Annotated in this window: 27 protein-coding genes and 1 riboswitch; of the genes, 20 read left to right on the forward strand and 7 right to left on the reverse strand. The window is 43.6% G+C overall.

What is annotated here, in order from left to right:
- The first annotated feature begins 979 nt into the window (after positions 1 to 979).
- The 3 genes from ACED53_RS18345 to ACED53_RS18355 all read left to right on the forward strand — a co-directional run bounded on the left by ACED53_RS18345 (position 980) and on the right by ACED53_RS18355 (position 2,717).
- The gene (locus ACED53_RS18345; protein ID WP_029223157.1) at positions 980 to 1,600 is read left to right on the forward strand and encodes a lysoplasmalogenase; all 621 of its coding nucleotides are present in this window, start codon (positions 980 to 982) and stop codon (positions 1,598 to 1,600) included.
- Positions 1,601 to 1,690: 90 nt separating this feature from the next.
- The gene (locus ACED53_RS18350; protein WP_009848231.1) at positions 1,691 to 1,927 is read left to right on the forward strand and encodes a YecH family metal-binding protein; all 237 of its coding nucleotides are present in this window, start codon (positions 1,691 to 1,693) and stop codon (positions 1,925 to 1,927) included.
- A 205-nt stretch (positions 1,928 to 2,132) separates the two neighbouring features.
- Positions 2,133 to 2,717, forward strand: coding sequence for a YhgN family NAAT transporter (locus ACED53_RS18355; protein ID WP_009848232.1), 585 nt, complete (start codon positions 2,133 to 2,135; stop codon positions 2,715 to 2,717).
- 117 nt (positions 2,718 to 2,834) lie between these two features.
- On the opposite strand, the gene ACED53_RS18360 is transcribed toward ACED53_RS18355, so the two are convergent.
- Together ACED53_RS18360 and rsmD are read right to left on the reverse strand one after the other, a co-directional pair.
- Positions 2,835 to 3,101: a DUF1145 domain-containing protein gene (locus tag ACED53_RS18360; protein WP_009848233.1), complete on the reverse strand. Its 267-nt coding sequence runs from the start codon at positions 3,099 to 3,101 to the stop codon at positions 2,835 to 2,837.
- Between the two features lie 10 nt (positions 3,102 to 3,111).
- Entirely contained in the window at positions 3,112 to 3,714 is a 603-nt protein-coding gene (gene rsmD / locus ACED53_RS18365; RefSeq protein WP_017100857.1) for a 16S rRNA (guanine(966)-N(2))-methyltransferase RsmD, read from the reverse strand.
- A gap of 230 nt (positions 3,715 to 3,944) precedes the next feature.
- On the opposite strand from rsmD, the gene ftsY reads away from it, so the two are divergent.
- The 6 genes from ftsY to glpG all read left to right on the forward strand — a co-directional run bounded on the left by ftsY (position 3,945) and on the right by glpG (position 9,612).
- A complete protein-coding gene (gene ftsY / locus ACED53_RS18370) occupies positions 3,945 to 5,207 on the forward strand; it encodes a signal recognition particle-docking protein FtsY (RefSeq protein WP_069591745.1) in 1,263 nt (420 codons plus the stop codon).
- Between the two features lie 77 nt (positions 5,208 to 5,284).
- On the forward strand, positions 5,285 to 5,962 hold the full coding sequence (gene ftsE / locus ACED53_RS18375; protein ID WP_009848236.1) for a cell division ATP-binding protein FtsE: 678 nt from the start codon (positions 5,285 to 5,287) through the stop codon (positions 5,960 to 5,962).
- Positions 5,949 to 6,917: a permease-like cell division protein FtsX gene (ftsX, locus tag ACED53_RS18380; protein WP_029223158.1), complete on the forward strand. Its 969-nt coding sequence runs from the start codon at positions 5,949 to 5,951 to the stop codon at positions 6,915 to 6,917. The genes ftsE and ftsX overlap by 14 nt, the downstream gene beginning before the upstream one ends.
- Positions 6,918 to 7,094: 177 nt before the next feature.
- Complete coding sequence (gene rpoH, locus ACED53_RS18385; protein ID WP_029223159.1) at positions 7,095 to 7,952, forward strand: RNA polymerase sigma factor RpoH; 858 nt, start codon at positions 7,095 to 7,097, stop codon at positions 7,950 to 7,952.
- A 441-nt stretch (positions 7,953 to 8,393) separates the two neighbouring features.
- Positions 8,394 to 8,714: a thiosulfate sulfurtransferase GlpE gene (glpE, locus tag ACED53_RS18390; protein ID WP_009848240.1), complete on the forward strand. Its 321-nt coding sequence runs from the start codon at positions 8,394 to 8,396 to the stop codon at positions 8,712 to 8,714.
- A gap of 55 nt (positions 8,715 to 8,769) precedes the next feature.
- On the forward strand, positions 8,770 to 9,612 hold the full coding sequence (gene glpG / locus ACED53_RS18395) for a rhomboid family intramembrane serine protease GlpG (RefSeq protein ID WP_017100858.1): 843 nt from the start codon (positions 8,770 to 8,772) through the stop codon (positions 9,610 to 9,612).
- Positions 9,613 to 9,699: 87 nt separating this feature from the next.
- On the opposite strand, the gene ACED53_RS18400 is transcribed toward glpG, so the two are convergent.
- Positions 9,700 to 10,107: a flagellar basal body-associated protein FliL gene (locus ACED53_RS18400; RefSeq protein ID WP_009848242.1), complete on the reverse strand. Its 408-nt coding sequence runs from the start codon at positions 10,105 to 10,107 to the stop codon at positions 9,700 to 9,702.
- Positions 10,108 to 10,269: 162 nt separating this feature from the next.
- Between ACED53_RS18400 and ACED53_RS18405 the strand changes: the two genes are divergently transcribed.
- Entirely contained in the window at positions 10,270 to 10,812 is a 543-nt protein-coding gene (locus ACED53_RS18405) for a chorismate lyase (RefSeq protein ID WP_162924288.1), read from the forward strand.
- Positions 10,813 to 11,667, forward strand: coding sequence for a 4-hydroxybenzoate octaprenyltransferase (gene ubiA / locus ACED53_RS18410; RefSeq protein WP_009848245.1), 855 nt, complete (start codon positions 10,813 to 10,815; stop codon positions 11,665 to 11,667).
- A gap of 104 nt (positions 11,668 to 11,771) precedes the next feature.
- Here the strand turns inward: ubiA and plsB are convergent, their stop codons facing one another.
- The gene (plsB, locus tag ACED53_RS18415; RefSeq protein WP_017100859.1) at positions 11,772 to 14,195 is read right to left on the reverse strand and encodes a glycerol-3-phosphate 1-O-acyltransferase PlsB; all 2,424 of its coding nucleotides are present in this window, start codon (positions 14,193 to 14,195) and stop codon (positions 11,772 to 11,774) included.
- Positions 14,196 to 14,414: 219 nt separating this feature from the next.
- Between plsB and ACED53_RS18420 the strand changes: the two genes are divergently transcribed.
- The 4 genes from ACED53_RS18420 (at position 14,415) to dinF (ending at position 17,965) form a co-directional block, all read left to right on the forward strand.
- Positions 14,415 to 14,777 carry a diacylglycerol kinase gene (locus ACED53_RS18420; RefSeq protein WP_029223019.1) on the forward strand — a complete coding sequence of 121 codons (363 nt, stop codon included), beginning with the start codon at positions 14,415 to 14,417 and terminating at the stop codon, positions 14,775 to 14,777.
- Positions 14,778 to 14,871: 94 nt separating this feature from the next.
- Positions 14,872 to 15,492 (forward strand): transcriptional repressor LexA, encoded by a 621-nt coding sequence (gene lexA / locus ACED53_RS18425; protein WP_009848249.1) that lies wholly within the window; start codon positions 14,872 to 14,874, stop codon positions 15,490 to 15,492.
- Between the two features lie 97 nt (positions 15,493 to 15,589).
- Complete coding sequence (locus tag ACED53_RS18430; RefSeq protein ID WP_009848250.1) at positions 15,590 to 16,468, forward strand: class I SAM-dependent methyltransferase; 879 nt, start codon at positions 15,590 to 15,592, stop codon at positions 16,466 to 16,468.
- Between the two features lie 141 nt (positions 16,469 to 16,609).
- Positions 16,610 to 17,965 (forward strand): MATE family efflux transporter DinF, encoded by a 1,356-nt coding sequence (gene dinF, locus ACED53_RS18435; protein WP_032499225.1) that lies wholly within the window; start codon positions 16,610 to 16,612, stop codon positions 17,963 to 17,965.
- A 106-nt stretch (positions 17,966 to 18,071) separates the two neighbouring features.
- On the opposite strand, the gene sthA is transcribed toward dinF, so the two are convergent.
- Positions 18,072 to 19,472: a Si-specific NAD(P)(+) transhydrogenase gene (gene sthA, locus ACED53_RS18440; RefSeq protein WP_009848252.1), complete on the reverse strand. Its 1,401-nt coding sequence runs from the start codon at positions 19,470 to 19,472 to the stop codon at positions 18,072 to 18,074.
- 327 nt (positions 19,473 to 19,799) lie between these two features.
- Between sthA and fabR the strand changes: the two genes are divergently transcribed.
- Together fabR and ACED53_RS18450 are read left to right on the forward strand one after the other, a co-directional pair.
- The gene (fabR, locus tag ACED53_RS18445; protein ID WP_010438693.1) at positions 19,800 to 20,441 is read left to right on the forward strand and encodes an HTH-type transcriptional repressor FabR; all 642 of its coding nucleotides are present in this window, start codon (positions 19,800 to 19,802) and stop codon (positions 20,439 to 20,441) included.
- Entirely contained in the window at positions 20,441 to 20,812 is a 372-nt protein-coding gene (locus tag ACED53_RS18450; protein WP_004736696.1) for a YijD family membrane protein, read from the forward strand. Before fabR ends, ACED53_RS18450 begins: the two co-directional genes overlap by 1 nt.
- A 95-nt stretch (positions 20,813 to 20,907) precedes the next feature.
- Here the strand turns inward: ACED53_RS18450 and trmA are convergent, their stop codons facing one another.
- On the reverse strand, positions 20,908 to 22,017 hold the full coding sequence (trmA, locus tag ACED53_RS18455; RefSeq protein WP_102579762.1) for a tRNA (uridine(54)-C5)-methyltransferase TrmA: 1,110 nt from the start codon (positions 22,015 to 22,017) through the stop codon (positions 20,908 to 20,910).
- A 154-nt stretch (positions 22,018 to 22,171) separates the two neighbouring features.
- A riboswitch (cobalamin riboswitch) is annotated at positions 22,172 to 22,375 on the forward strand.
- Between the two features lie 39 nt (positions 22,376 to 22,414).
- Between trmA and ACED53_RS18460 the strand changes: the two genes are divergently transcribed.
- The 3 genes from ACED53_RS18460 to murI are packed head-to-tail and all read left to right on the forward strand — an operon-like array spanning position 22,415 to position 25,870.
- Positions 22,415 to 24,289, forward strand: coding sequence for a TonB-dependent receptor domain-containing protein (locus tag ACED53_RS18460; RefSeq protein ID WP_017100862.1), 1,875 nt, complete (start codon positions 22,415 to 22,417; stop codon positions 24,287 to 24,289).
- A gap of 48 nt (positions 24,290 to 24,337) precedes the next feature.
- Positions 24,338 to 25,003, forward strand: a complete 666-nt coding sequence (locus ACED53_RS18465) for an ATPase (RefSeq protein ID WP_009848256.1) — start codon at positions 24,338 to 24,340, stop codon at positions 25,001 to 25,003.
- 60 nt (positions 25,004 to 25,063) lie between these two features.
- Positions 25,064 to 25,870 carry a glutamate racemase gene (murI, locus tag ACED53_RS18470; protein ID WP_102579763.1) on the forward strand — a complete coding sequence of 269 codons (807 nt, stop codon included), beginning with the start codon at positions 25,064 to 25,066 and terminating at the stop codon, positions 25,868 to 25,870.
- On the opposite strand, the gene ACED53_RS18475 is transcribed toward murI, so the two are convergent.
- Positions 25,833 to 26,285, reverse strand: a complete 453-nt coding sequence (locus tag ACED53_RS18475; RefSeq protein WP_009848258.1) for an RNA-binding protein — start codon at positions 26,283 to 26,285, stop codon at positions 25,833 to 25,835. The genes murI and ACED53_RS18475 overlap by 38 nt on opposite strands.
- Between the last annotated feature and the right edge of the window lie 419 nt (positions 26,286 to 26,704).

A 26,704-nucleotide genomic window follows, 5' to 3' on the forward strand; every position in this document is an offset into this window, starting at 1 on the left:
ATGACACTCTCCAATTTCATGTTGGAAATGTGTCAACCATATTTAGGACGGTACATTGAACAAAAAAAGGGACGCTAATGGCGTCCCTTTTTTTATCTGTAACTTGCTTAGTACATCATCGGTAGTGTCATTAGACCTACAACTACCGCGATCATTACAAGTCCTTGTCTTTGCGAAGATGAAATCATAACACTACTCCTAAATTTGGTTGTCTCTCGCTATGTTTTAAAGAATAGCACTACTTATGGCTTTAGATCAAGAATTACTTTCGAAGCCTTTAAAAGTGATAGAAAACTATTGGGTTTTCTATCACTTTTGCTATGTTTTACTGTGTGTTTTGGGGGGCTCTTATTTTGTTCGTTATGGTTTTTTTTTGTTCTCATTTGTTTTAAGTTGTTGTTTTGTAATGGTCATTTTGTGTAATTTATATTGTTAAAGGTTGTTAAACTGTATTAATGGGGCTTGGTGGTGTCTAGGTTTGTTTAATTAAGCTTTATAGGTTTTAGGTTTGATTTTTGTGATGGTTTTTTGACAGGAAGCTTAGCTAAACCTGACAAAGTGGTTTTTATAAAGGTAATTTACGCACTTTGTAAGTCTAGGTTTGTATAGTGTTGGAAAGTTCTATGTAAGTCTGCTTTTTGATTTTAAGTGTTTGTTTTTTAATGTGTTTGTGTATTTTATTTTGAACTTTTAGTTATGTGGTATTTGCAATATATAGCGACATATTGTGGCGTTGGTAGGATAGAAGTGATTGGAATTTAAGTTTGGGTTCTCTAGCGTCAATTTATATGAGTTTTCCGAACAATGAGTCTATTTTAAAAGGAATAATCACTATCGCTGAGGGTATTGTGACGACTTCAATCTAAAGATGCTCTTTTTAGTGGAAGCGTAATCAAGATCCAATTTTGAAGGGCTGAGGCTTTACATCAACACCCGTGTGCCTAGACTGGCGACGATTAAAAGCAATAGGGCAAATGATATGTGGAGTTGGTTGGCGGTTTCCTTGTCTGGTATTGGAGCAATAACAGGAACGAAACATGGGCATATCGGTCAGGCTTTATTGTATAAGGTCTTTACCTTTGTATTATTGGCGACTATTGCTCTAACTCAATCTGTTGTCGTTGATTTTACCTATTGGGTAGTCGCTGGGTTAGCGATATCCGCGATCGCAGATGTGCTTCATACTGTTACTCAAAAACGTCTTCTGCATTTTGTGTGTTTCCTGTTGGCTCAACTTTGTTACAGCAAAGCATTTTGGTTACAGCTATCAGGAGAAATGGTCTGGTGGTTGTTCGCGCTGCTGTTAGCTGCATGTATCGTTGCTTTCTTCCTATTACTCCCTCGCTTAGACAAACTCGTTTTTCCAGTGGTTATCATGGGTATTGTGCTCATTCAGCTTGCTTGGGCCTCTGGTGAAGTCTGGTTACTTGAGCCTCAGCTATCACATGCTGTTGGTTTTGTTGGTTGCTGCGTGCTGCTGCTTTCCGCATTGGCGTACGCCCTAAATTTCTATCGCAGCCCAATCAAGGGCGCTTACTTTTGGGTAACGGGCAGTTATTTTCTTGCACACGCTCTCATCGTTGCTTCCCTCACCATTTAGGGTAGAGCTAGCTTAATTCTGAGCTACATCAAGGCAGCTTAGATGAAAATAGGTACTCTACGTCTACTTCATTAAACATGAGATAGAGTTATGACCACTGAAATCCACGCACACAACGTTTTAAACCTACTGAGTGAAAAGCCACTGACTCGTGAAGAATTGACGCAAGAGCTCGCTCAAACCTATGGCGCTGAAGCTCGCTTTCATACGTGTAAGCTGAACGGTCTGGATTTAGATGGATTGCTGAAATTTTTCCTGAAAATGGAAAAGGTCGTGATCATTGATGACAAGCTTTGCACTAATCGCGAACGTGTTTGTAATCACTGATCTTGAATGACCATCAGTTCTTGTCGCCAGTGAACTGTGATTAGCGAGTGGATGCGATATTCTTGGCTCCACTCCGACCATTTCTCCCTCGTTTGGCTCTCATAAATACACTTCCAATAACGTAAATTTCTAAGTTTGTTACTGTGTTCGAAAATCAATCTTGAGGCTGCTATACTCCGCGCACTTACGCTTTCGAGACAAACTTATGGAAATTTTATCTGCAGCGACCATGCTGTTTCTTATTATGGATCCGCTTGGCAACTTACCAATCGTGCTTTCTATCCTTAAGCATATTGATCCGAAGCGTCGCCGTATTGTTCTTGTTCGCGAACTAATGTTTGCGCTGATTATCCTGCTGCTGTTCTTGTTTGCTGGTCAAAGCATCATGAACTTCCTGCATGTGCAGCCTGAAACCTTGAGTATCTCTGGCGGTATTATTCTGTTTATCATCGCGATTAAGATGATTTTCCCAAGTGCGGGTAGTATTACTGGCCTCGCGGCGGGTGAAGAACCGTTTATTGTGCCGATGGCGATCCCTATGATTGCTGGCCCTTCAGTGATTGCGGCATTGATTCTTTTGTCGACACAGCATCCTGACAACATGTTAGAGCTTTCAGGCGCAGTGATGCTGGCTTGGGGCGCGACCTTCTTCATTCTTATGTTTAATGGCTTCTTCCTACGAGTACTAGGTGAGAGAGGCCTTAAAGCCATCGAACGCTTGATGGGCCTGTTGTTGGTTATGCTGTCGACGCAAATGTTCCTAGATGGTGTAAAGGGCTACATGGGCTAACATCAGTATCATCGCTGAATAAAAAAACGCCGCTCAAATGAGCGGCGCTTTTGTATCAACTGTTTCTGTCATGATGTTTTCTGTCGCTAAGCGTTTTATATCTGAGCTTAAGCTTTATTACATCATGTGTTTGCGTCGGATATCGAGTAGGGCAAAGACGCCGAAAATCAATATTGACCACTTCTCCCAACGTGACATTTCGATCTTATCGCCAAAAGCACCGATGAAAATCAGCATCTGCAGGCCGTGCATGAAGAATAAGAATGCTGTCATGATATAAAGCGCAATCGCAGCATTACCCGGGAATGGGTAGAAAATATTGGCTATTAAGATAAACCAAACAAAGGCGATGGCTGCTTTTGCTAGTGGAAGCAAGAACTTCATTCAATAACTCCTATTCTTTAGTGATTCGATTGAACAGTCGATAGCTCGACTGGCCAGTGGTCTTATCGCGATGTAATTCCCAGTTTTCTGGCATAGCTTCGAGTTTTAGCTCTTTCTCTGTCTCGACGTAAATGATGGCGTTGTCTGCAAGCCAACCGTTGCTCTCAAGCAGTTGTACTGTTTCTGCGAGTAAGCCTTTACGAAATGGAGGATCAAGAAAGACCATATCGTAAGGAGTGCCTGGTTTCTTAAGAAAAGAGATAGCATCAGTGTTGACTACATTGATGTTGTCTGCTTTGAGCTCTTTCGCGTTATCAGAAAGCTGTTTGGCCGCTTTTTGATTCATTTCGAGCAGTGTCACCATTTTTGCTTGGCGAGAAGCGGCTTCAAAACCTAGACCACCAGAACCGGCGAATACATCCAAGCAGGTCGAATGTGGGATATCTTGTGCCACCCAGTTAAAGAGTGTTTCTTTGACTCGGTCAATGGTTGGGCGTAATCCTTCTAAATCATGAACAGGCAGCTTTCTACCTCTCCATGAGCCACTAATAATTCGAACAAAGCCTCCGGATGGCTTTTTTTGTGATGTGTTTTGCTGGCGACGTCTTACCATAGATTTTTTGACCGCTAATAAAGTGATACTATACCGAGCCCAATTTAAGTGGGTTCGAGTATTAAATAAATTTACAATGACAAAGTGTATCAAGCTAAAAGCAAACTTATCACTGCTTTGTCATTTTTCTTTACTATTCGTTTGTACAAGCTTGTATTGTATAACAATAGCAAAGAGTCGACGTGTATTAAGTCAATACAGCTAATTAGTAGATCTAGGAAACTCCTCTGATGACGGAAAAAAAGAAGCGCGGATTATTATCGTGGCTTGGTTTTGGTGAAGAAGAACAAAGCCCAAAAACTCAGAATGAAGCGAACGTAGAAAACGTTGAAGATCAAACTGAAGTTGAATCACAAGTTGAGGCTGAACAGGTCGCACCTGAAGTTGAAGACGCTAAATCAACGGAACCTAAGTCTGTTGAATCTGAACTTGCGGAGTCAGAGCAAACGCTTGAAGAGGCTCAACAAGATCAGCAGCCTGTCGCAGCAGAAGCAGAAGCAGAAGCAGAAGCAGAACAGGAAGAAGTGATTGCTTCTCAATCTAAGGTTGAAGAAGTTCAAGAGAAGCCGACAGAAAGCTTCTTTGCACGACTTAAGCGTAGCCTAAGCCGTACTAAAGCAAACATTGGTGCTGGCTTCTTTGGTTTGTTCAAAGGCAAGCAAATCGATGAAGACCTGTTTGAAGAATTAGAAGAGCAACTTCTGATCGCCGACGTGGGTATGAATACCACCGTGAAGATCATTGAAAACCTAACAGAAAAAGCATCCCGTAATGACCTAAAAGACGGTGAAGCGCTTTATGGTCTGCTTAAAGAAGAGATGTCAGAAATCTTGAGCCAAGTGGAACAGCCACTGGTTGTTGATACCACTAAAACACCTTATGTTATCTTAATGGTGGGTGTGAATGGCGTGGGCAAAACAACCACTATCGGTAAGCTGGCGAAACAATTCCAAAGTGAAGGCAAGAAAGTGATGCTGGCGGCGGGTGATACCTTCCGTGCGGCAGCGGTTGAACAACTTCAGGTTTGGGGGCAGCGTAATGATGTTCCGGTTATCGCTCAGCACACTGGTGCCGATAGCGCGTCTGTTATCTACGATGCGATTGAAGCGGCGAAAGCGCGTGGTGTTGATGTTGTGATTGCAGATACTGCAGGCCGTTTGCAGAACAAGAGCAACTTGATGGAAGAGCTACGCAAGATTGTTCGTGTAATGAAGAAGATCGATGATTCTGCACCGCACGAAATCATGTTAACGCTAGATGCAGGTACCGGTCAGAATGCGATTAGCCAAGCGAAGTTGTTTAGTGACGTGGCACCAGTAACGGGCATTACGCTAACTAAGCTAGATGGTACGGCGAAAGGCGGCGTAATTTTCTCAATTGCTGACCAGTTCCAGATTCCAATCCGCTACATTGGCGTGGGTGAAGGCATTGACGACCTGCGTCCATTTGAGTCGAAAGACTTTATTGAAGCACTATTTAGCCGCGAAGAGTAACGCGTGTAGCAAAGTGGTTTATCCTTAACCTGCTACCGTTTTAAATTTGATATGAGTGATCGTAAGAGGAATTTTCGGTGATCAAATTTCAGCAAGTGAGCAAAGCCTATCGAGGCGGACGACAAGCGCTCCAAAAAGTGGACTTTCATCTCAAACGAGGAGAGATGGCATTTTTAGGCGGGCACTCTGGTGCTGGTAAAAGTACCTTGCTGAAGTTGATCTGCGCGATAGAGCGTCCAACTGACGGACGTGTTTGGTTTAACGATCACGATATTACTCGTATCCCAGCCAAAGACATTCCCTTTTTACGCCGTAACATCGGAATTGTCTTTCAAGATCACCGCCTACTTATGGATCGCTCGATCTTCGATAACGTCGCTCTGCCTATGCGTATAGAATCTATTTCTGAAAACGAAATTAAACGTCGAGTCAGCGCCGCGTTGGACAAAACCGGTTTATTAGATAAAGCCCGTTGTTTGCCAAGCCAGCTCTCTGGAGGTGAACAACAACGGGTCGGTATTGCTCGCGCTGTGGTTAACCGTCCAACTCTGCTTTTAGCGGATGAACCAACTGGTAATCTAGATCCTGAACTATCGAGTCGTGTATTACGCTTGTTTGAAGAGTTCAACCGTGCGGGTGTCACGATCATGCTAGCGACGCACGATATCGGGTTAGTGAACACTCGCCCTCAATATCGTCATCTGGAATTAAACCAAGGCTTTTTGAGTGAGGTTGAAGATTATGGCCGCGAATAAGCGCATTAAGAAACCTCAATCCAATCGAGCAGCAAACCGAGCTTCAAGCGACGGTTTCTTTGTTGTTCATTGGAAACAAGCCAAGTCATCGTTCTCGCAAATGTGGCAGCGTCCGTTGGGTAACTTGCTGACGCTTGCGGTGATTTCAATGGCTTTAGCTATGCCCGCTTGTTTGTACCTACTGGGCAAGAACGTTGGTGAAGTGGCGCAAGATGTCACCAGCCCGTCACAAATTAGTGCCTATGTAGAGGATGGTATCCCTGAGCCGAGAGTCATGGTGCTTAAGGATGAAATCGAAAGTTGGGACCAAGTCGATCTGGTTGAGTACATTTCTCCGCAGCAAGGTCTTGAAGATCTTAGCCAGTATTCTGGTTTTGAGGACGCCCTAACTATCCTAGATGATTATTCATTGCCAGGTGTGTTGGTGATTACGCCAAGCGTACACAGCGACACGTTAATTAAAGAACTGGCAGGCAAGGTTAAGAAGCAAGAGTTAGTCACCGATGTTCGTTTAGATGAAGATTGGTTAGCTCGACTGGATGCTATCAAAGCACTTGCGGCTGTCATCGTGATTACCTTAACTGTGTTGATGCTGGGCGCAGTATTTCTGATTATCGGCAACACATTACGATTTAATGTGTTGGCGCATAAAGAAGAGATTCAAACCATGAAGCTGATTGGTGCTACCGACAGCTACATTCTTCGACCATATTTGTATGCTGGAATGTGGTTTGGTGTTTTAGGTTCGATTAGCGCGTGGGTAATGACGGCATTGATTACCGTATTACTGAACAGTGCAGTGGATGACTTGGCTCAGCTGTACGATAGCCACTTCCGCTTAATTGGCCTGAGTTGGGATGAATCTTTATTGCTTTTGATCGTCGGAACCTTGCTTGGTAGTGTAGCTGCGAAGCTTTCTGCACAGCGTCATCTAAAAGAAATTGAACCAGTTTAGGTGAATAGAGTCATATTTATACGAAAAATAGGCAGTTCTTAACCAGTTTTTGCCTTGTATAGACGAATTGATTATGCATAATTACTTCCCCCTCCTTGAAACCTGTTCATTTTAGGTTCAGGATTGTCGGGTTTTAATAGATGTATTACTCCAGATCAGAGATTGATGAGGAACCGAATGGCAAACCAAGCGTATCAAATGGCTTTAGTCACACAAGATAGTTTAGATAGCTATATCCGCTCAGCGAACAGTTACCCAATGCTGACGCCTGACGAGGAACGTGGACTTGCAGAGCGATTACATTACAAAGGTGAGATCGACGCTGCGAAAGGCTTGATCCTTTCACACCTACGATTCGTGGTGCACGTTGCAAGAGGCTACTCTGGCTACGGGCTGCCAATGGCTGACCTTGTCCAAGAAGGTAACATCGGCTTGATGAAGGCTGTTAAGCGTTTTAATCCAGAAGTTGGTGTCCGTCTAGTCTCTTTTGCTGTTCATTGGATCAAAGCTGAGATTCATGAATACGTCTTGCGTAACTGGCGTATCGTTAAGATCGCAACGACTAAAGCACAGCGTAAATTGTTCTTTAACCTTCGTAAGTCTAAAAAGCGTTTAGGTTGGTTCAATAACGGTGAAGTTGAGACGGTTGCGCGTGAACTGGGTGTTGAGCCTTCAGAAGTTCGAGAAATGGAATCTCGTTTAGCGGCACAAGACGCGACGTTTGAAGCGCCTATGGACGACGACGACGGTGGTTCTGCTTACACAGCTCCAGTTTATTACCTAGAAGATAAAGCGTCAGACGTTGCTGAGACGGTTGAAGCAGCTAACTGGGAATCTCATACTAATAATCGCTTAGGTCTCGCATTGAAGAGCTTAGACGAGCGTAGTCAACACATTGTTCGCTCACGTTGGTTAGACGACAACAAAGCAACACTGCAAGACTTAGCGGATACCTATAGCATTTCTGCAGAGCGTGTCCGCCAGTTAGAAAAGAATGCGATGAAGAAATTGAAGCAAGCAGTTGGCGACTTCTAATAGCATTTAATTTTTAATAGTATTTGGTTTCTCATAGTAGCAAGCAAATAGCTTAATTTTGAAAAGGCCGAGATCGAGAGATCTCGGCCTTTTTGTTTTGGATCGATTTCTCAACTTTTGCGATCGAAATTTGCAAAATGATTTTGTGGATAACTCTGTGAGGAATTTATTCGTCAGCTGTCTAAAAGCAGGGTGTAGTAAGGCTTTGACAGGGTTTTTTGAGTGGGGATATGTTTCAGTTAACCCACAGTTAGATCAGGATCATTACTACATGTTGTGGATCTATTTTTAAAAAGGCACTTTATTCACGCAATTCACAGATTTATCCACAAATGGTGTAAAAGTGATCGCTGGTGGATAACCTTATTAAGTGGGTGTGATTGTTAGCCTTGGGATAGGTTACAATGGCAGCAAAGTAAATCAGTATAAAAAGAGAAAGTCATGGACCAGTTTAAACATATCGACGTTAAAGGCGCTCAAGCCCTTATTGAACAAAGTGAAGCTCGACTTGTCGATATACGAGATCCGCAATCTTTTGCGGTAGCCCATTCAGAAACCGCCTACCACCTGACTAACGATACAATGGTGTCGTTTATGGATGAGGTTGAGTTTGAACAGCCTATCTTAGTGATGTGTTACCACGGTATTAGTAGCCAAGGCGCGGCACAATATTTAGTGAACCAAGGCTTTGAAGAGGTATATAGTGTTGATGGCGGTTTCGAAGCTTGGCATCGTGCTGAACTTCCGGTGATTGCGGGTTAATAGCTTTATCACTTAAACGCTTCAAGCATCTCCATAGTATGAATAGGAAGTAACAATGATTAGATTGATGGTGTTAGACAACCCACGTCTTGCTCAAGCATTTATTGATTATATGGCCTCTCGTCAGATCCCTATTCAGATGTCTTCAGAGGGAGAAGGGCGTTTTGCTTTGTGGCTTCTTGATGGTCAATTTCAGGTTGAAACCGAAGCTGAGCTGAATCGTTTTCTTGCTGAACCCAATCATAAACGCTATCAAGCGGCGTCTTGGGATATGGCTGAGTCTAGAAAGAGTCATTTCCATTACCACACACCAAGCTTTTTGGGCATGATCAAAGCAAAAGCAGGTCCTGTGACACTGAGCCTAATGTTGGTGTGTGTGGTGATTTTTGCGCTGCAACAGATTGGTTTTGGCCAAGCTATTTTCAATGCCCTGCATTTCCCAGCGGTTGATGGACAGCAATGGCAGCTGTGGCGTTGGTTGAGCCATGCTGTTCTGCATTTCTCTGTTATGCACATCGCATTCAATATTTTGTGGTGGTGGCAGCTAGGTGGGGATATTGAGAAGAAACTAGGCAGCCTCAAGCTACTTCAGATCTTTGCTGTCTCTTCTGCGCTTTCAGGTGCTGGTCAGTATTGGGTTGAAGGGGCGAACTTCGGTGGTTTGTCTGGTGTTGTGTATGCTTTGGTTGGTTACTTATGGGTTGTCGGTGCGAAGGCGCCACAACTTGGTTTAGGTATCCCAAGACAGATTGTCGGCTTTATGTTGGTGTGGTTAGTGCTTGGGTACATGCAGCCATTTATGGCGATCGCCAATACAGCGCATTTAGCTGGCCTAGCCGCTGGTGTCATTATTGGCTTTATCGATGCGATGAAAGCACCGAGCTCGGCAAGAAGCTAACTCATTTTTTTTAGTGAGTAGCCAAACGATAGAAACAAAAAAGCGGCCAGATGAGCCGCTTTTTTATTGGGATTCGTTTTTACATCGTTACTGGTAAAGATATTTGGTAAACAATAAGTCAGCAATGAGAGTTTTACCTGTTTCAGGAAGTAAAATCTTATTGAGGTGCTCAACTAAGGACTTTCTCAAATCTTCACGACCGGATAGAGACTTAATTGTCTCTTCATTTTGCTTGCCGAGTAATTCAATCACCGCATCACGAATCAATGGCTGATGATGCTCAATGGCTTCTAAGTCATTACTATTTGCGACCATTATGTCGAGACGGACCTGAATATAGCCCAGTTTTTTACCTTTAGTGTAAAAATTGGTGGTGAGATCGGGCTCTAGCGTGAAGTAGGCTAGTTTGGGTGTCGATTCTTCTTCAGCGAAACTTGATGCTGAAAACAGTAGATTAATCGCAATAAATAGTTGGGCTACATAACGTTTGTGCATATTTGAGACTTTTCTTTAGTTTATTCGCGATATTCGAAACGCATTAGTCTTGTTACAATGAGCGGTCTAAATCTAAATACGTTTACAATTCGAAGGACGCTTTAATTTTATTCGAAAGTTGAAGCTTTATTGTACGTGTAAAGTCACCTATTGAATACTAGTATGAATCAGTCAATATCATTGTATCTAAATTCATTAATGAATGTAGATTGGCAAAGCACAGAAAAATTTAATTTTCCTAATGAAACCACCAAAGAGTGGCTTATGGAACAAGGATCGCTTTCCCGTAAGTTGGGCAAGTGCTGCAAGCACCTGTCTGTTGAGTTGCTTCATAATCAAGTTGTGGAACGATCAATTCTGCAACAGGACGAAGAACGCCTTTTATCATCACATGATTGCTTACTGCGTAAAGTGATTTTAAAGGGTGATGATGAGCCGTGGGTGTTAGGTCGAACCTTAATACCTCGAATTACCCTAGAAGATCATCAGCATTCTGACCTTTCTCAACAAGGGGATGTCCCGCTTGGGTTAACGGTTTTCAGTGCTGAGAACGTGGAGCGAGATGCGCTTCAAGTCGGTTGGGTTATCGCTGGCGATGAGCGATTACTCGCGCGTCGTTCTCGATTATGGATGAATCATAAACCGATGCTTGTGGCCGAACTTTTTTTACCAACATCCCCCATTTACTCTAAGGAGAGTGTGTAAATGCTTGCCACCAAAGCGAAGGCGTACTGGCAATTGACGCGAATGAATCGCCCGATTGGTACTCTGTTACTTCTTTGGCCGACCTTGTGGTCGCTGATTATTGCTGCGAAAGGCATGCCTGATTTTGATGTCTTGGTTGTTTTCATACTCGGTGTGGTGTTAATGCGATCGGCTGGCTGTGTGATTAATGATTTTGCTGACCGTAAAGTTGATGGTCATGTCAAACGCACCAAGCAACGTCCATTACCTTCAGGTTTGGTTTCCAGCAAGGAAGCCATTGTGCTCTTTCTAGTGTTAGCTGTGGTTTCTTTTTTGTTGGTACTCACCATGAACCCGCTGACTATTAAGCTCTCTTTTATTGGGGTTGGTCTCGCGTTCATTTATCCTTTCATGAAGCGTTTTACACACCTTCCACAGTTGTTTCTCGGATTGGCTTTCAGTTGGGCAATACCAATGGCTTGGGCGGCGCAAACCAATGAACTGCCAAGCATTGTGTGGTTTATCTTCGTGATTAATGCGTTGTGGACGATAGCCTACGACACGCAATATGCGATGGTTGACCGAGATGATGACTTGAAGATTGGCATCAAGTCGACGGCTATTCTGTTTGGTCGTTTTGATAAGCTTATGGTTGGCGCGCTGCAGTTAGTTACACTGGCGATGTTGATTGCATTGGGCATGCACTACCAACTCGGTGATACTTTCTACTGGGCACTGTTAGTTTCGGGAAGCTTGTTCGTGTATCAACAGCATCTGATGCGTCACCGCGATCGAGACCTTTGCTTCCAAGCCTTCTTGAACAATAACTATGTTGGAATGGCGGTGACTGTAGGCTTGTTCATTACCTTCTGGTAAGCATCAACTTTACAAGTAAACGAGCGCTAAAGAAAAAGGCACCCATTGGGTGCCTTTTTTGATCGTGTTCAGTCTAGTGATTAAAGTGAATGCTAACCAAGAGATTATTCTGCTTGGTGGATACTCTCTTGAATCGTCAAACGTACTTCAGGGTAAAGCATTGAGTAGAGAAGTTTAGCGAATTGCTGAGTCTTTTCTAAATCACAGTTACCATCGTTATCCAGATATTGCTGCTGTTTCAGAGTTGCGAACATCGACGCAAACACGCCTTTATCGAAGAACTCCGGTGCGTTGATACCTTGTAGGCGACCCAGTCGCTGTGCGATGTCTTGGCTCTTCTGCTCAAGGTCTGACTTATCTAGATCAGGATTCTCTGCCAATAGGTTCAGAGCAATTGAGTAGCGCTGGAGCGTTTCTGAAATCGTACGGCCTAGTAGCATCAGTGCTTGGCTGTTTGACTGGTTGATCGTTACTTGGTTGTTCGACACAACAAGCATGCCTTGACCGACTAGCTCATCAATGATGTTCGCAACCACGCTTTCAAGCTGATCTTCGTCGTAGCTTAAAAATAACTCTTTCTTTAAGAATGGGTAGATAGCTGCAACATTTTCTTGAATAGCGTCGATTGATAAACCGTGCTGACGAATGGTCATCTGAGCGATCAATGATGGCAATGCAAACAAGTGAATGATGTTATTACGATAGTAGGTCATCAGAATCGATTGGTGACGATCAAGCGAAATGATGTCGCCCATAGTGTCTGATTCAATTAAGAACTTGTTCAATGACTCTGCGTGTTTTACTAAGTCTTCAGCGCTGTCTTTAGGCACTGTGAATGTACCTGAATAAGGCACATTCTTAAGTAAAGACAGGTAGCAGTTGATCTGAGAAATCAAAGAGTCACGAGACAATGCGCGCTGTCTTGAAGCCAATAGTGCCGTTGCACAAAGAGTCAGGGCATTGGTCGCTGCCGCATCGTTAATGTGCGTCATCATTTTGGTTGCCAAGTCATTAACCACCGGGTTCATCCATTGTGGTTTGCTGGTTCCCATTGGGTCGATATCTTTAGTCCACTCAGGAGCATGTTCGTTCAGATATTGGTTAAGCTGAATTGGCTCACCGAAGTTCACGTAGCCTTTACCAAAGTTACGCAGCTTACGAATTGTACGAATCACTAGACTCGCGTTTTCTTTCTCTTTACGCTTACCACGAAGTTCTTTCGCGTAGGTCGCGACTTCCATTACGTGCTCATAGCCGATGTATACAGGAACCAAAGTCACCGGACGGTTCATGCCGCGCAGCATGGCTTGGATTGTCATCGCTAGCATGCCGGTTTTCGCCTGCAATAGACGACCTGTACGAGAGCGACCACCTTCACTGAAGTATTCTACCGAGTAACCTTTAGCGAATAATTCCGCTAGGTATTCGCGGAAAATAGTCGAGTACAACTTGTTGCCTTTGAAGCTACGACGAATAAAGAACGCACCGCCGTGACGGAAAATAGGACCGGCAGGGAAGAAGTTCAGGTTGATACCTGCTGCGATGTGCGGAGGCACCATGCCTTCATGATAAAGCACATAAGAAAGCAGTAAGTAATCCATGTGACTACGATGACAAGGTACATAAACGATCTCGTGACCATCTTGAGCCAGCTTACGAACGGTTGAAGCGTTGCTAATATGCAGGCCTTGGTACAACTTATTCCACAACCAACCAAGAATCTTCTCACCGCGTTTAATCAGCGAGTAAGAGAAGTTAGCTGCGATCTCATCCATGATGTCTTGAGCTTCTTTGCTCGCTTTCTCTATGGAAATATTTTTTGATTCAGCTTCATCTTCTATCGCCTTTTTGATTGCTTCTGACTTTAGCAGGCGGTCGAACAGAGCTTGGCGGCTTGGTAGGTTTGGACCCGATGCTGCAAGCTTTTGACGAGAGAAGTGAATGCGTGCCACGCGCGCCAGTTTATGCGCGATGGTGCTGTCGGTACCGTGTGAGTTAGCCATGTATCGTAGAGATACCACTGGGCTAAAGCGAACCAGACAGTCACGACCTGCTAGCAATACAGCTTTCGATTTCTCTAAGCCGTTCATTGCTTGTAGGTAAGGCTTCTGGTTATTCTCTTTACCAGGTTTACGACCCCACAATACGGTGGCAGGGATAACTTGAACGTCGAGCTCAGAGTCTTCAGCATGCAGTGAAAGCAGTTCAGAGAAGACTTCAATTGATGAGCTTGGTACATAATCATCGTCTTGCAGTAGAGTTTTGCGAGAAGAGATAAAAACGTAGCGTTGCAGTGATTTGCCATTGATTTCAAGTTTGCTCAACGGATCAGGCAACCCTAGTTCAAGTGCATGTTTTTGCAATGTAAGAATGTCTACACTTGAGCGAAACGGTAAGGCGTATACAATCGGTTTGCTCAAATCAATGTTCAAATCCTCTACAGGGTTTGAAGGGATTGATGTGCTCTTTACCAATAGGGATAAAGGTAGCTTCATTAATGAACGTGAAAAAGATTGTCCAGAAGACATATAGGTTCACTGCCTCAATAGTTATTTCAATGTGCTCAAGCGTATCTCTATTTCTATAATGAGAGGATAAATCCTATGAGTGAAATAGGGATAAGCCTAGGCGTAAATTTAATCGATGCAAGAATACCAGAAACTGGTCTAACCTTTTAATGGAAATAGTCATATTGCCGTTAAGTTTGTGGAAAATCATTCATCGACTGATTGAGTATAGAGTTAAAAATGACCAAAAAATCAAACACCGGATTCAAACGTATCGTCAAAGCGGCGGGCTTTTCATGGCAAGGTATCACGAGCTCGTTTAAAAACGAGGCTGCATTTCGACAAGAAGTCTTCATGGCCGCAGTGCTTATTCCGTTGGCGTTCTACTTAGATGTAAACCAAGTTGAGCGAATCTTGATGATTTCAGCCGTCGTGTTGGTGATGGTTGTCGAGTTGATCAATACCGCGATTGAAGCGGTCGTTGACCGAATCGGTAGCGAACATCATGAGCTTTCTGGGATGGCGAAAGATGTTGGCTCAGCTGCCGTTTTTATCTGTTTAGTATTAGCTGGTTACGTGTGGTTAGAGATCTTGTTTTTGTAATTTGCTAAAAATGAACTAAAAACAACCAATTGCTTTGCTTTTGTTCAGTTACTGGATATACTCACAGTCAACTGTATAAAAAGACAGGTGAATCATGAAGCCGTTAACGCCCCGCCAGCAACAAGTTTTTGACCTTATCAAAAGTAAGATCGAGGATTGCGGTATGCCACCGACTCGTGCAGAAATCGCACGTGAACTTGGCTTCCGCTCTGCAAATGCTGCAGAAGAACATTTGAAAGCTCTTGCTCGTAAAGAAGCGATTGAGATTATCCCGGGTGCGTCTCGCGGTATTCGTATTTTGCTTGAAGATGCAGCGAACGAAGAGCAAGGTTTACCATTAATCGGTCAGGTTGCCGCTGGCGAGCCTATTTTGGCTCAAGAGCATGTAGAAATGCACTACCAAGTTGACCCAGGTATGTTTAAGCCACAAGCTGACTTCTTACTTCGCGTAAATGGCGAAAGTATGAAAGACATCGGTATTATGGATGGCGATTTACTGGCCGTGCATAAAACACAAGACGTGCGTGATGGACAAGTTGTCGTGGCTCGTGTCGACGATGACGTAACGGTAAAACGCCTAGAGCGCAAAGGTTCTACCGTTCTGTTACATGCTGAAAATGAAGAGTTTTCTCCAATTCACGTGGACTTAGAATCCCAACACTTGTCTATTGAAGGACTTGCGGTTGGTATTATTCGTAACACGGACTGGATGTAGTCAGTGCAAACAGCTTATTGATATTTACTCTCAATAACTTGTTATTGTAATTGATATTCATTATCATCTTCTTTGTCGAGATACAAGGAAGATGATGATGCCAAACCCAACCAAACCTCAAATGAAGCCGCTTATTCGTAAGTCGCACACCTATGATCAAAAGGCTTCTTCTGATCTCGGGTCAGCACATCAAGAATTCCAAGTACCGACCAATCTTGTTCAACACCTTTGGTTTCGCAGCCGCGAAAGTCTAGCCGATGACGGTCTTGTTTATGACCCTATTGCAGCACAAGCCTGCAAGCGTTGCCAACTCGCACCTGAATGCCTTACCGGCGAACTCGACCAACAACAACTCCTTTACGCGACACTGACTCAACTTTGTGACTCTCAAGTTCAACAGTTTTTATCTCATAACCCAGATGCTTGGATTATTAACGTAGGAGCAGGGCTTGATACCCGTTTCTACCGTTTAGATAACGGCCGCTGTCATTGGGTTGAGCTAGATGTAACCGAGAACCTAGTTTGGCGACAACGCCTGTTCCACAAGAATGAACGCTATCGTCTAGAGTGTGGCTCGGTGGATGACCTGACTTGGTTGGATGAACTTAATATTCCAGAACAAGCTTCGGTGATGGTGGTGTGTGAACATGCTCTGTTGGATTGCAATGAACAACAGACGGCGAACTTTATTCAATCTTTGAGCCGTTATTTTACCCACGCACATGCGTGTTTAGTGTTAGCTGGAGATAAAAGCTCTAGTGCACTGGGGCAAAAGCTCGGTTCTGGAAAATACGCACATGGCTTATCTTCTCCGATAGACAGCGTCCTTAATTGGCTGCCATGGGCTCAGTGGGTAAAAGCGTTTTCTCCACTTGACCAGCAGTGTAATCGTTGGAAATTGTGGCAGCGACTTCTTTGTAAAATCTCTCAGGTCAAAAAGCGTTTAACGCCGCAGTTAGTGCTTGTTAAGTGGTAGTGCTAGCGGTTCTGTTGGCAGGTATCTGAATACTTGCCTCGTTATAGCTATTCGTTATCGATAAAAGGCAAGCGCCTCCCCACACCATAGTGAAAGCCCACTCACTAGGTTAAACTATCGCCTCTAATCTAAGAGGTGATCGTGAAGTTATTTAATCCCCAAACTATTTTTCAAACGTTATCCAATCAGGCGATGCACAAAAAAGTGCTGTTACTCGCGATCCCGATGGTTCTTTCTAATATTACGGTTCCACTGTTGGGCTTAGTCGATGCTGCGGTTATCGGTCACTTAGAGCATTCTTGGTATTTAGGTGGTGTGGCGCTGGGTGGCACAATGATCAGCGTGACCTTTTGGCTGCTCGGTTTCTTACGAATGTCGACGACGGGACTGGCCGCGCAATCTTATGGGGCTAACGATGGCAAGCAACTTGGTTTAGTCTTTGTGCAAGGCGTGACCATGGCACTAGGGTTTGCTGGTTTCTTCTTGCTATTGCATAGCTTTGTTGCTGATGCGGTTTTCTCTCTGAGTAGTGCCAGTGACCAAGTGAAACACTATGGTCAGCAATATTTCTCTATCCGAGCATGGAGTGCGCCTGCTGCGTTGACTAACTTTGTGCTGTTAGGTTGGTTACTCGGAACCCAAAATGCCAAAGCACCCATGTGGATGGTGATCATTACTAATATCACCAACATCGTTTTAGATATCGTATTTGTGATTGGCCTCGGCTGGCAAGTGGAAGGCGCAGCATTGGCATCGGTAATTGCGGACTATGCGGGTTTAACATTTGGCCTGATTTGTGTTTACCGAATCTGGGTGAAGAAGCAGTTACCATCGCCATGGGAGCTGCTTAAGAAAACCAGCCAAGGTTTGAGTCGTTTCGTAAAACTGAATCGCGATATCTTCCTTCGTTCACTATGCCTACAAGCGACTTTCACTTTCATGACCTTCCAAGGTGCAAGCTTTGGTGATGATGTTGTTGCGGCCAATGCAGTGTTGATGAGTTTCTTGATGATCATCTCTTATGGGATGGATGGTTTAGCTTACGCAATGGAAGCGATGGTCGGTAAAGCGATAGGCGCGAAAGATAAAGATGAATTAAATCAGTCGTTGATTGGTACCTTTTTCTGGAGCTTCAATATTTGTTTGGTTCTAACCATAGTGTTCGCGATCGCTGGGTCTAATCTAATTAATATGATCACCACCATCCCAGATGTAAAAAGCCAAGCTGAGGTGTATCTGCCTTGGTTGATCGCAATGCCACTGGTTTCAATGTGGTGCTTCTTGCTGGACGGTATCTTCGTGGGCGCAACCAAAGGCAAAGATATGCGTAACAGTATGTTTGTTGCGACCTGCAGTTTCTTCGTAATTTTCTACTTAGCATCAGGTTTTGATAACCATGCGCTGTGGCTAGCAATGTTGAGCTTTATGGCGATGCGTGGGATTGGTCTTGGTGTTTTATTTGTTTCTCAGTGGAAGAAAGGAGAGTTTCTCGCTTAGCTTGCATAGCTTAGTTCAGGGAACAAAAAATAAAAACAGCAAGCTCATGGCTTGCTGTTTATGTATTTGGCCTACAGGTGGTCAAATAGTCCTGTTGGTTCTTTGTTTAGAACAAACGGTTAAGTCCGTTAAGCGCTGCGACGCGATACGCCTCGGCCATCGTCGGATAGTTAAAAGTAGTATTCACAAAGTATTCGATGGTGTTGGCTTCACCTTTTTGTTCCATGATCGCCTGACCAATGTGAATGATTTCAGCGGCACGTTCACCAAACACGTGGATACCTAAAATCTCTTTAGTTTCACGATGGAAAAGTATCTTCAAGCTACCAATATCTTTACCTGCAATTTGAGCGCGAGCTAAGTGCTTGAATGAAGAACGTCCCACTTCATACGGTACTTTAGCTGCAGTAAGCTCTTGCTCGGTTTTACCGACAGAGCTGATCTCAGGAATGGTGTAGATACCTGTTGGGATGTCTTCGATAAGGTGTCGTTCTGCTTCACCTTTCACCACGGCTTGGGCCACAAATCGACCTTGGTCATAAGCAGCACTTGCTAGGCTAGGATACCCAATCACATCACCGACAGCGTAAACATGTTCAACACTGGTTTGGTAGTTGCTGTTGACTGATACTTGTCCACGAGAGTCCGCTTCTAAGCCAACCGCACCAAGGTTCAGTTTATCAGTATTACCCGTTCGACCATTGGCATACAGTAGGCAATCGGCACGCATTTTTTTACCTGACTCTAGATGAATGATTACACCATCATCTGTTCCTTCAATTTTCTCAAAGGTCTCATCGTTACGAATAACAACACCACTGTTCCAGAAGTGGTAAGAAAGTGCATCTGAAGTTTCGTTATCTAAGAAGGACAACAGGCGATCGCGAGTATTAATGAGATCGGTTTTAACGCCTAAACCGCGAAATATAGAGGCATATTCACAGCCGATAACACCAGCACCATAGATGATGATGTGTTGTGGGTCGTGTTTCAGAGAAAGAATCGAATCACTGTCGTAGACACGTTCATGCATGAAGTCGACGTTGTCTGGCTGATAAGGACGAGAACCTGTCGCGATAACAAATTTGTCTGCGCTGTAGTGTTCTTCAGTACCGTCGCTTTGCATTACGGAGATCGTGTGGGTATCGATAAAACGTGCAGTACCGAAGACTAACGTGCATTGGTTGCGATCGTAGAAACCTTGGCGCAAGCGAGTCTGTTTGTCGATGACCGATTTAGCATGCCCCAGAATATTGGAAAATGTTGAGTGGATACTTTTATTGTTCTGACAAAACAGAGGGTTACTGTTGAATTCAATAATACGACTAACGGCATGACGCAGTGCTTTGGAAGGAATGGTCCCCCAGTGGGTACAACCACCACCAACGCTGCTCTCTTTTTCAATGATAGCAACGTTCAACCCGGCTTTGGTTAATCCCATCGCTGCCCCTTCTCCTCCGGGGCCACTACCAATTACGATTACATCAAAGTGGTTGGAGTGCGACATAGATATCTTCCTTGTTATATTTGATTAACATTGCTTTAGCGAGATTTTAACTGATTCTGTTCTTGGGTACATGAAAAGGGCATCAGAGAGTCGGTGAGATCACGTCATGCTACTGAAAAAATAATATTTGGTATGTCGTATGTCTCCAAATGACGGTGCGGATATTGAAATGTTTTCTTTGAACGTATTTACTTCGATACGTGAACAAAGAGGTGTGTTTAGTGTCTTATATAACCAGAGTGCCTTATATAAGTAAGTGATTCGCGTTATATTGAATAGAGTATTAGACATGCCTGTTTAGGCTGTAAAAGAAGATGTTGATAAAGTATGAAACCAATGGGCATTCGCGCACAGCAAAAAGAAAAGACTCGTCGTAGCTTAATCGATGCGGCATTCAGCCAACTCAGTGCCGATCGTAGTTTTTCTAATCTAAGCTTGAGAGAAGTCGCTCGTGAGGCTGGAATAGCTCCGACTTCCTTTTATCGCCATTTCAAAGACATGGATGAGCTTGGCTTAACCATGGTCGATGAAGGTGGCTTATTGTTGCGTCAGTTGATGCGTCAAGCTAGGCAACGCATAGTAAAAGAAGGCAGCGTGATTCGCACATCGGTTGAAACCTTTATGGAATTCATTGAAAGCAGCCCAAACGTATTCAGACTGTTATTGCGGGAGCGCTCAGGAACTTCATTTGAGTTTCGTGCAGCGGTAGCTCGTGAGATACAGCATTTCTCTGCTGAGTTAACCGAATATTTGATCACAACAGGAATGACAAGAGACGAAGCTTTTACTCAAGCGGAAGCCTCCGTCATCTTGGTTTTTAACTCAGGGGCAGAAGCATTAGATTTAGATCGACGTCAGCGAGATGAATTGGCTGAGCGTTTGATCATGCAATTGCGAATGATGGCCAAAGGAGCTTTTTGGTATCGTAAAGAACGTGAACGTAACCGATTAAAAGGCGGGATTGAATAATGTCGAATGAAAATAATACTGTAAACCGTGGTTCTGAAAGAAAGACACTCGTACTTGCTGTTGTAGCAGGTGTGTGTGGTGATGCACTGTTATCTTGGGTAACAATGAGCGAAGTGGGCTTTTCTATCTTCCCACTGATTGCTTTAGTTTTGGCTGTACAAGCGCTTTACCAAGAATACCTAACTAATCCCGTATCTGAAGATATTCCGTTAGTGGGTTTAGCTTGTTTCTTTGTAGGTGCATTTGGCCACTCGGCTTTTGTGAAAGCACAACACCCTGATGCCGGGTCAAACTTCTTTGCGATTATCGTCGCGATGCTACTGCTCGCTTGGGTAGGTAAGAAGCTAGGCTTTATCGGTAAAACCGCTTAAACCAATCTATAAATAAAAAAACGAGCCAATTGGCTCGTTTTTTGTATTTGCTGCTTAGCTTAGCTTAGCTTTGACCTCGACCTAGAAAGCGAGGCTTATGCTTTACGCTCTAGGAATACACCTGCTTCCATATGGTGCGTGTAAGGGAACTGGTCAAATAGAGCAAAACGGGTGATGTCGTGTGTTTCGCTTAGAATGTCTAGGTTCTCTTTCAATGTCTCAGGGTTACAAGAGATGTACATGATACGCTCGTAGCCTTGAACCATCTTACAAGTATCGACATCCATACCTGAACGCGGTGGATCAACAAAGATAGTGTTGCAGTTGTAGCTCTTAAGATCGATGTTCGCTTGCAGTAGACGACGGAATTCACGCTTGCCTTCCATTGCTACGGTAAAATCTTCCGCAGACATGCGGATGATCTGAACATTTTCAATCTTGTTGGCTGCGATGTTGTATTGCGCAGATTCTACTGACGGCTTCGCCAGTTCTGTTGCCAGTACACGTTCGAAGTTCTGTGCCAGTGCTAGTGAGAAGTTACCGTTACCACAGTAAAGTTCAAGTAAGTCGCCTTTGCTGTCTTGAGTACAGTCGACTGCCCACTCCAACATTTTCTCTGCTACTTTGCCGTTTGGTTGAGTAAAGCTGTTCTCAACTTGCTGGTAGATGTAGCTATCACCATTCACATCTAGCTTTTCAATGACGTAGTCGCGATCCAGTACGATTTTCATTTTACGCGCACGGCCAATCAGATTTAGGTTAAAACCTTCATCGTTCAATTGTTGTTTTAGCGCTTTAGCTTCTTGAATCCACTGCTCACCTAATTGGCGGTGGTAAAGCAGTGACACCAAAATCTCGCCGCTTAAAGTCGAAAGGAAGTCTACTTGGAATAGTTTGTGGCGCAGAGAGTGGTTGTCCTTCATTGCATCCGTTAATAGAGGCATTAGGTCGTTAATCAGGCGGCTAGCCGCAGGGAACTGGTCGACACGGTATTTTTCTTTAGTTTCTTGATTGAACATGACGTAATACATATCGTCACCTTCATGCCACACGCGGAACTCTGCACGCATACGGTAGTGTTGTTCTGGAGATTCATACACTTCCAGCTCAGGCACATTATATTCTGAGAACATTTCAGTAAGACGCTCAGTCTTTTCTGCCAGTTGTTCTTGGTAGCGTTGCGGGTTTACTTCTAAATTCGCCATTGTTATGCCTTTTGCTATCGTGCTTTTAAATCAAGAGCGCAGATTTTATTCAATCACAGGCGCTTGTCCAGTGTTGAGAGCCATTCAGTCTAAATAGACGACGAAAACTATAGCTTATAACTATCTTAGACTAGACAAATGATTCATAGGTCAATACTATTTCCGGCAAGCTGGTGCCATGTGGATGTATAGATGGCTGAAGAGGGAATCTGGTGTAAATCCAGAACTGACGCGCAGCGGTAAGAGAGAACGAGTATTCAAAGACACTGCAAATAGCGTTTTGTGGGAAGTCGAATATTAGGTAACCATAAGGTTGTGCTCTTGAGTCCGAATACCTGCCAGCGGCCAAACCATAAAATGTGGTTTGGTAGGACTTTACGCGATTTAGGATCACAACATGAACAAATCCCTTTTAGCGGTTGCTGTAGCATCGCTGCTTTCACCTATCTCCAATTTACACGCACAAGAAGCATCTGCTGACGAAACCATGGTCGTTACGGCTAACCGTTTTGAGCAGTCTGTGGGTCAAGTTACAGCAACTGTCGATATTGTGACTAAAGAGCAAATTGATAACCTGCAAATCAAATCTCTAACGGAAGCTTTAGCATTATTACCTGGTGTGCAAGTAACGCAAAATGGCGGACGTGGACAAAACAGTTCAGTCTTTGTTCGCGGTACCTCATCGAATCAAAGCATTGTCCTCTATAACGGGGTGAGAATTGGTAGTGCGACAACTGGTAGTGCGAACTTCTCAGCTATTCCTCTAAGCGGCGTTGAACGTATCGAGTTAGTAAAAGGTGCTCGTGCTGCGGTATATGGTGCTGATGCAATAGGTGGTGTAATTAACATTATTACTTCATCAGGGGCTGATGTTGACTCTGGTACTGTTCAAGTTGGCGCTGGTACTGATAACTATCGCCAAGGCGCAGCTGGTGTGAGCTCTAAAGTTGGTCAGAACTCTTGGATCAATATGTCTGTAAACACTGAAGCGTCAGATGGTTTTGATGTCGTAGGCACTGGCCCGGCTCAACCTGATGAAGATGGCTATAGCCGTCAAGACTTAACGCTTGAGGTTGGGACAAACTTTTCACCTGAGTGGTCTGCCAAAGTGATGGGCTTCTATCATAAAGGCGTGACTGAATATGAAAGTTATAAGGACTTTTCAACAGGTAAGCTATCAGCTGATGAGCAAGAATCTATTCTTTTCAACTACGCAGCGCTTGTTGCATATAATGGTGAGAAGTATCGTTCATCTTTGTCTGTATCAACTAACCGCGACGATAGTAACAATAAAGGCGGTCAAGTTCCGGGTAGCCACTTAATCACTGATCGCCATGCTCTTAACTGGCTGAACTCTTATCAGTTATCTGAGATCTTTGTACTTAATGCAGGCGTTGACCTAACTAAAGACACCGTGGCTGATTCCAAAATTTGGAGCAGCAATAGTTACCAGAAATATGACGGTACTAGTCGTAAGAATAATGCAGTATTCGCTTCGGCTTTCTATGACAATTCAGGTCTGCAAATTGAAGCAAGTGTTCGTCATGATGACAACGAAGTCTATGGCGGAAAGTCGACATGGCAGCTAGGAACTGGTTATCTTGTTAATCAGAATTGGCGTTTGATTGCGTCTGGTGGTACTGCCTTTCGAGCTCCGACATACAATGACTTATTCTGGCCTGGCTATGGTAAGAGTGACTTGAAACCAGAAGAGTCTTTGAGTTTTGAGGCTGGATTTGAGTTCTTCTCTGACGTATCAGATATACGCGTTGTAGGTTATTCAAACAAAATTACTAATTTGGTAAGTTATCAGTCAAAAGGTGAAGCTTTAAAGAATTCTGATGCGACAATACGTGGTATTGAAGTAAGCTCGCAGTTTGAGACTGGCGTGATTTCACACTCAGTGTCGCTAGACTTCCTAGACCATAACAACAAAATCAATGTTGCTGGTTATGGTCAACCAGAAGACATTCAAGATAAAGAGCTGTCTCGTAGAGCAAACTTTGCAGCGAAATGGTTGGTCAGCTATGAACACAATGACTGGCGTGGTGATTTGAGCTATCAGTATCAAGGTAAACGCTATGACGATGCAAAAAATACGGTGGAACTTGAACCGTATAGCCTCGTGAACTTTACACTAGCTTACCAGTTGACCGAACAATGGAAACTACGAGCTAAAGTTGAAAACTTGTTTAATACTCAATACCAAACGGTGGATAAGTATGAAACGCAAGATCAAGCATACTACCTAAATGCTTCATACCAGTTCTAACTGGTATGCAAACCGCCTTCGGGCGGTTTTTTCTTATTGGATATATCAATGAAAAAGAAAGTCGTCATGAGTTGGTCGTCAGGAAAAGACTCTACGTTAACGTTAGAGCGCCTACTTGAAAGCACCGAGTATGAAGTTGTTGCTCTGTATACTACGTATGTTGGAGATGAAGTTCCTTTCCAGGTAACTCCTATTGAGGTAGTTGCAATGCAAGCTCGATTGGTCGGTTTACCATTAATCATGATTGAGCTACCGGAAGTCTTCCCAAGTAATGAGGTTTATCAAAGTACGATTGTCTCGGTACTTAAAGATTCTAGTTTATCAATCGATGCGGTCGCGTTTGGAGATATGTTCTGTAATGGCATTGCCGATTACCGAAGAAGTTATATAGAGCCAGCTGGTTGGGAGTGTGTGTTTCCCCTAATGGGAGAGAGCAGTCAGGTACTTGCGAGTGAAATAATAGACAGAGGAATCGAAACCTTTCTCGTCACGGTCGATACCGATGCATTAGACATGAGCTATTGCGGGAAAGAATACACGTTTGAGCTAATCGACAGTTTACCGAGTCACGTCGACCCATGCGGCGAAGATGGTGAGTTCCATACTTTAGTAACGTCAGCGCCATGCTTTAAAGGAAGGCTTAAGATAGAGCTGGAAAATGTAGATCAGGGTGAGCGCTTTGTGCATCAACGCTACCGAGCCTGCATTATGTAGAGTGATGATTGGCGAAAACTAAGTGAAGGGGTATCATTGCAACGGAACTTATTACAGGTAATGGTTGTGTCGGAAAGCATACAAAAAAACATATTGATCTTTGATTCTGGAGTTGGCGGTCTGTCCGTATATAAAGAGATAAGCCACTTACTACCGAATCATAACTATACTTATGTATTCGATAACGAGGCTTACCCATACGGTGAGCTCGACCAGCAAGTCCTTATCCACAGAGTTCAAAGCATCGTCGCCAGTTTTGTGGCTAGCCACGCTATTGATATTGTGGTGATAGCCTGCAATACAGCAAGTACAATTGTGTTACCTACACTAAGGGCTAATAACCCAATCCCTATTGTCGGGGTTGTTCCGGCAATCAAGCCAGCATCGCTACTTGCCAATAAAGCCGTTGGTCTTATTGCAACACCCGCAACGATTACTCGTGAATACACACACGAGCTCATCAAAAACTTCTCTAGTAATAAAAGAGTTGAGCTTTTAGGTTCTACTCAGCTGGTGGATATGACCGAAGATAAACTCCGAGGAGAGGCGATTAACCTTGAAGAGCTGCAGCAAATCCTTCAACCAATGATCAACACAATTGATGTGGCTGTTTTAGGGTGTACTCATTTCCCACTGATCAAATCAGAGATTCAGCAAGTGCTAGGTAAAAACGTGATGTTGATTGATTCAGGTAAGGCTATTGCTAAGCGGGTTCAAGATTTATTGGATTTAGAGAGCAGTACTGAAGAAGGGGGAGTGCGTGAGGCTTTTTGTAGTGCACTTCCTAAAAAAGAAAGTGCACTAAATAGTATGCTGAAGCAGTTAGGGTTTAGCTCAGCTCAGCTTCGTCCGTTTCTGGATGTTTAGGATCGTTTGCAACGCGTACTTTTAAAGTACGTTGCATGTAATCTTTATCGTTAAGTTCTGAAATAGCATGATTCACATCATTACTTGCCATAACAACAAATCCAAAACCTCTTCTTTTACCAGTACGTTTGTCTTTCATTAAACGTACAGCAAATACTTCACCATATTCAGAGAACAATTCACGTACATGTGATTCATTCGCTTTGTATGGCAGGTTACCCACATAAAGTGTTTTTGTTGAAGCCTTAGGTTCTGACTCTGATTTTGAGTTGGTGCTTGAAAAATTAACAACAAAAGCGGAAGCCAAGACACCAAGGATAAAGGTAATTGCAGGCGATATATCTACCTGAGAGAAAACAATGCCGCCCAATACAGCTAGCGCGACAATTAACAACATCGATTTTTTTGAGTTCATATCGGAATACTACATATTAATAAACGAAATATACGCATCTACCATTAACAAAATAGACACATGAATCTTACGTTCATGGCTTCCATTTTGCCAATGTATTGCTGTGATACGTCTCAAATGTTTAGTTTTTATTCGAAAAATGCGGATGTGGTGGCTTTTTAGGCGAACAAAACTTTTATTTAAAAAAGCTCTTGTGCTCTATATCGAACTCTCTATAATGCCGCCTCACCGACAAGGAGTGAGACGAAAGTCACGCTGCGAAATCGGTAGAGAATAAGAGTTTGAAAATAACCCTTGACTCTCTAAGTGGTGCAGGTATAGTACGCACCCCTAGCGACTGAGATGTGAGTCACAAAACGCTAGCGCTCTTTAACAATTTAAACCTATCAATCTGTGTGGGCACTCGTTGATGAATATCA

The sequence above is a fragment of the Vibrio sp. 1F169 genome (genome assembly GCF_041439605.1).
Taxonomy (GTDB): Bacteria; Pseudomonadota; Gammaproteobacteria; order Enterobacterales; family Vibrionaceae; genus Vibrio; species Vibrio tasmaniensis_A.